Origin of the sequence: Pseudomonas sp. KCJK8993 (genome assembly GCF_046230915.1) — a bacterium.
GTDB lineage: Bacteria > Pseudomonadota > Gammaproteobacteria > Pseudomonadales > Pseudomonadaceae > Aquipseudomonas > Aquipseudomonas piscis.
The window spans coordinates 1-4,704 of sequence record NZ_JBJJLO010000201.1 but is presented as its reverse complement, the minus strand read 5'-3'; the positions used below and the strand labels follow the sequence as shown (position 1 = coordinate 4,704).

Sequence of the window (4,704 nt, the reverse complement as noted above, 5' to 3'; positions counted from 1 at the left end):
AGTTATGATTGTGTACATACTGCAGCATATTTCCGAATATGGAGATAGAGAGGATGTTAAGATAATTGGTATTTATAGTACTGCTGAGTTGGCCAATGAAGCCGCGTTAGATATTTCACTGGCACCAGGGTTTAAGGAGTTCCCCCAAGGTTTTAGTGTGGATCCCTATGAACTAGACAGAACTTTTTGGAAGGAAGGGTTCTGAGGTGGGTCACAAGCATGTGTAGATAAGTGTTCAATCAAGGAGCGTCGATTTAGTTTTAGTCCCAAAACGTAGGGTGTAGAAATTTATGGAGCAAAAAGGAATAATAGAGAGGAATAATGCTTTCTCGAAAGTTTTTGGGTGCTGGAATATGCTTTGGCATGATCCAATTGGGCTTGGCTTATGCTGATGGGGCGGCAGATTTTGAATTTATAGATTATCAATGCACTGGTGATGATTCAGGTTAGCCTAACTTTACATCTGAGTGGGCGGCGGACATGCAAGGGGTAAGATTGAGCACTATTATGAATTGCACTTTTTCGGCTCAGGTGTCGGAGTATCAGATCGGAAATAAAGAAGTAGTATTTAAATAAAGGGCTATCGCCATGGAGAAAGGAGTTTTTGCCGCCTGCGAATGTTCCCATCGAATACTTTTCAAGTTGAAGGTTGATAAAGGATTTTCTGTACGAGTATTCCAAGATGGATCAGAGTTGCCTGAAAGCAGGTAGGGATGAATTAGACGTCGAGTAAGGAGAGGTCTAGTATTCTTGGCGAGACCTAGAGACGCTAAGTGAGGGAGTTATGTTTAATCGACGGGTTTGGTTAGGTTTTGCTCTCGCACCTTTGCTGCCCTCAGTATTGTTCTTGATCGCATTTCATTTGTCCGATCTAAGGCAGGCGGCTTTTCTTCTGGGATTTTCACTATTGTTTAGCTACTTACCAAGCCTGCTATTTGGGATTCCGCTTGTGGTTTTTCTGAAAAGCAGAAAAGTGTTAAGCATTGTCAGCGTGGTTTTATGCGGATCACTGCTGGGTGCTATTACTTTATATATGTTTGGATTTGTTTCTTCTATGCCGCTAAGTTCACCCAAGGGAATTGCTCCTGAGTTGAGGGAAGTTTTTTCTGGAGGCGTGCTTGGTGCTTTAGTTTCCACATTATTCAGCTTGATAGCCGGTTTTCCACTGTTTAACTCAAAGGCTCGATGAACAATTTTTAATTTTAAATATTTCGTTTTCCTTTGAATGCAAATGTTGGCTTTGGTGATTCAGCCTTTTGGCTCGCACAGCCTACGATGAGCGCGACAAGCGAGAGAGTGGTCAACTGCATGATCATCTACTGTCTATAGAGGAACCATATACTCGGTCAGGTGAATTATAACTCATCGAGGCTTGAAAATATTCAAAAGCAAACTATGATCAAGATGACGGTATGGAGGCTGTCATGAATGTTCAAAATCAGACGGAAGACATGGGCTTTTCTCTTGGTTTATATCGTAGGTGTTAGTGGCTATATTTACTACCTCTATGCCGAGACTAAAGGAATTCTCACGGCTCATCTTAATGATAAGCTGCAGCATGCTGCTTTGGGAGGGGCGGCCATCCTCGGCGACCGTTACCATGATAACTTGGTAGACAAACAGTCCAAATCGGAGGCTGAAGACTGGAACACTATTCAGCGACTTTCTCAGTTCAACGAGTCAATGGGTACTACCTTTGTCTACAGTGTAATAAAACGGTCAGGGAAAGCCTATCTGGTCAGCTCAAGCGCATTAGAAAAGGAAATTCAAGAGCAGAATTTTGTACGCTTTTTTGATCCCTATCCTGATGCTAGTCAGGCTCTGCTAGATAGTTTTGATCGTACGGAGCCGACTTGGATTGATTACACGGATCATTGGGGGGATTTTCGTGCGGTTTTCATCCCAATGAAGTCTCAAGACGGCACGATTTATGTAGCTGGTGCAGAGATATTGTTGTCCAACTACTACCAGCAACTTAAACAGGATTCCTTGCACCATATCATACTTGCCATTTTGGTATTTCTCGCCTTTAGTCTTTTGTTTGTGATTGACTTATTCCGTATGCGGACTCATCTCCAGCAACTGCAAGTAAATGAACAGGTTTTGAGCCAGGCAAAAAATGCCGCCGAGGATGCTGATCGCTCAAAAACTAGATTTTTAGCCACTATGAGTCATGAGATTCGCACGCCTATGTACGGAGTTATTGGTGCGACTGAATTACTAGCCGCTTCTTCTTTAAGTGTCGAGCAAAGTGGTCTGGTGAACACGATTCATACTAGTGGGCGAGTCTTGCTGTCTCTTATCGATAATATTCTCGATCTGGCAAAAATCGAAGCGGGAAAACTTGAGTTGAGGCCTAGTGTATTTGAAGTAAGAAAGTTGGTGTCCTCCAGCCTTGAAATGATCAGGCAAAATGTTCAGGACAAGCCAATCATTATTGAGGCTCAGGTATCACCGAATGTGCCAACTTTGGTAAAAATCGATATCGACTGCCTTCGTCAGATACTGATCAATTTAATGGGGAATGCAGTAAAATTTACCGAAAGTGGAACAGTTTCGCTCCAGGTCAAGACCAGCAGTTCTCCCTCTCGATCTCAACTGGACTTCTCCATATCCGATACCGGAATAGGTATCCCTAGGGAGCGGCAAGACAACCTATTTATGCCCTTCGCCCAACTCAAAGGATCGACGAATCAACGCTTTACCGGTAGCGGTCTCGGCCTTTCAATTTGCAAGAATTTAGTCGAGGCGCAAGGAGGGACTTTATCCTTTACTAGTGAACCTGGGGTTGGATCAACATTTTCCTTCTCTCTCCCCATAGAGCCTTTTTCAGCTTCGGAAATCCCCTCCGAAAATGATCATAAGCTAGTGGTGAGCTTCGACTCGTCTTTTTCTAGAAATTATTGTCTCAATATCTTATTGGTGGAAAATCACCCGATTAACCAAAAAGTTGCCTTGGAAATGCTGCAGGCGCTTGGGTATGCACCTACGCTTGCGTCAGATGGTCTGGAGGCAGTCAATCAGTGTATGACATGGACTCCAGACATTATATTCATGGATATAAATATGCCTGTTATGGATGGGCTAGAAGCCATCCGCAGAATTCGTAACCTACCATTGGGCGATACTTGCTACATTGTTGCGTTTACTGCAAGCGCGTTTTCTAGCGAAATAAAGCGCTTTAAGGCCGCCGGTGCCAATGATATTTTAACCAAACCGGCAAACTTCCAAAGTCTGACCCGAGTACTTCAGCATGCAGCCAACTACCAGCAATTGCGGGCCAGTGCTTCGGTAGCGGGTTGAGCTTCAGGTTGAAATGCCCTCAGGGCAAAAACGCCATTACGGAAACAGGAGAACCTGACCCCTCTTTAAGTCTAAGAACACCAATGACCAGAGTTGAACCCTTTGCAGGTAGCTGATCGAGATTGGTTAAGCACTCTAGGACGATACCATTTCCCGCCAAAATTTGGCGGTTGGTGGCGTAAACTGTATCTTGGCCAGGATCCACACCATGTGTATCTATGCCGACACCAGCTATCTTGCGCTCTTCGAGTAGAAATTTGGTCGTGGCAGCGCCCACACCCGGAAAGTGTGGGCCTTTCGCGTCTTCATTGATAAAACGCTTGGGATCATTCCACAGGGCTTGCCATCCTGTATAAAATAAAACCAAAGAGTTTTGGGGAATATGGCCATTGGCCTGTTCCCATTTCTCTATATCTTGAAGGTCAATCACATAGTCCGGGTTATCTTTAGTCTTGGCTCGTATATCAATCACGACCGCCGGGCGTACCAACGACTCTGGTTTATAGGCGTCTATTCCAATGGCGTTAGGATAAAAACTATTGGGAGCATTCATGTGGGTCGCGCTGTGCTCGCCAATACTGAAGCGGCGCAGGTAATAACCGTCTTTTTCTTGTAAGGCTATTACGTCAAACTCAACTTGAGGGTCGTTAGGCCAGAGCGGGATAGTGGGACTAATAATATGGCTTAGATCAATTATTTTTTGAAACTGAATACTCTGCATTCCGTTGGTATCCTTACTATCTTCAAGATTTATTCCGATAGCTATCGCTGATAAAGTGGTCAGTATAGCAATGGATATCCCTTTGAAATATAACTTGTGCTTCCTTGATGTCATGATTGTAATTGACTTCCCTTTAACTTAAGAGGTGACTCGTTTTTTACGCCTGCTTGCAACGTTAGGGAGGACCTTTGAGGGGCTCGATCATAACGGATAGAACACCTAGCCTGCAGCTTTGGTTCTCGGCGATTCATTAAAACTGTGGCTATGATCGTATTATCCGGTTATTGCAACTGATGTGAGATTGCTTCGTGGGGCTGGCAGGTCAGGGCTGCTGCTGATCAGGGGTAAGGTCACAAATACCGCGGCCCAGCGAAACCGGAACAATGGAGTCATTTTTTCTTTCTCTCAGCGATACGTATGAGCCGCTGTGCAGCGCTGCCATCGACTACGAATGAGCGCGGCGCTTTGTCGTAGAGGGGGAACACCTGCTTGATTGTTTCTTCGAACGAGCCTTCAAAGCGCAATGGAGCAGCAATTGGGTAGTCCAGGTCCTCTGGGTCCCACAGCAACGTTCAGTTGGCCTTCTGTGCCCAGGCCTCAACGCTCTGGCGAAGAGTTGATCCGGTACTGGCCGTCCAGATCTCCGGCAGAGGCTTCGCAGACACGGGCGCCGGGTTCAT

General features: G+C 45.2%; 5 protein-coding genes. 3 read left to right on the top strand and 2 right to left on the bottom strand.

What is annotated here, in order from left to right; all coding sequences use genetic code 11:
• From ACK6AU_RS31325 to ACK6AU_RS31315, 3 genes are all read left to right on the top strand, one after another.
• Nucleotides 1-205, top strand: a 205-nt coding sequence (locus ACK6AU_RS31325; RefSeq protein ID WP_409303594.1) for a hypothetical protein, incomplete at its 5' end; no start/stop codon positions are given.
• Between the two features lie 579 nt (nt 206-784).
• Entirely contained in the window at nt 785-1,189 is a 405-nt protein-coding gene (locus tag ACK6AU_RS31320) for a hypothetical protein (protein WP_409303592.1), read from the top strand.
• Between the two features lie 239 nt (nt 1,190-1,428).
• Nucleotides 1,429-3,303 (top strand): ATP-binding protein, encoded by a 1,875-nt coding sequence (locus tag ACK6AU_RS31315; protein WP_409303590.1) that lies wholly within the window; start codon nt 1,429-1,431, stop codon nt 3,301-3,303.
• Between the two features lie 19 nt (nt 3,304-3,322).
• On the opposite strand, the gene ACK6AU_RS31310 is transcribed toward ACK6AU_RS31315, so the two are convergent.
• Both ACK6AU_RS31310 and ACK6AU_RS31305 read right to left on the bottom strand, forming a co-directional pair.
• Complete coding sequence (locus ACK6AU_RS31310) at nt 3,323-4,024, bottom strand: cyclase family protein (RefSeq protein WP_177409143.1); 702 nt, start codon at nt 4,022-4,024, stop codon at nt 3,323-3,325.
• A gap of 389 nt (nt 4,025-4,413) precedes the next feature.
• Nucleotides 4,414-4,593 (bottom strand): TcpQ domain-containing protein, encoded by a 180-nt coding sequence (locus ACK6AU_RS31305; RefSeq protein ID WP_409303587.1) that lies wholly within the window; start codon nt 4,591-4,593, stop codon nt 4,414-4,416.
• Nucleotides 4,594-4,704 lie beyond the last annotated feature (111 nt).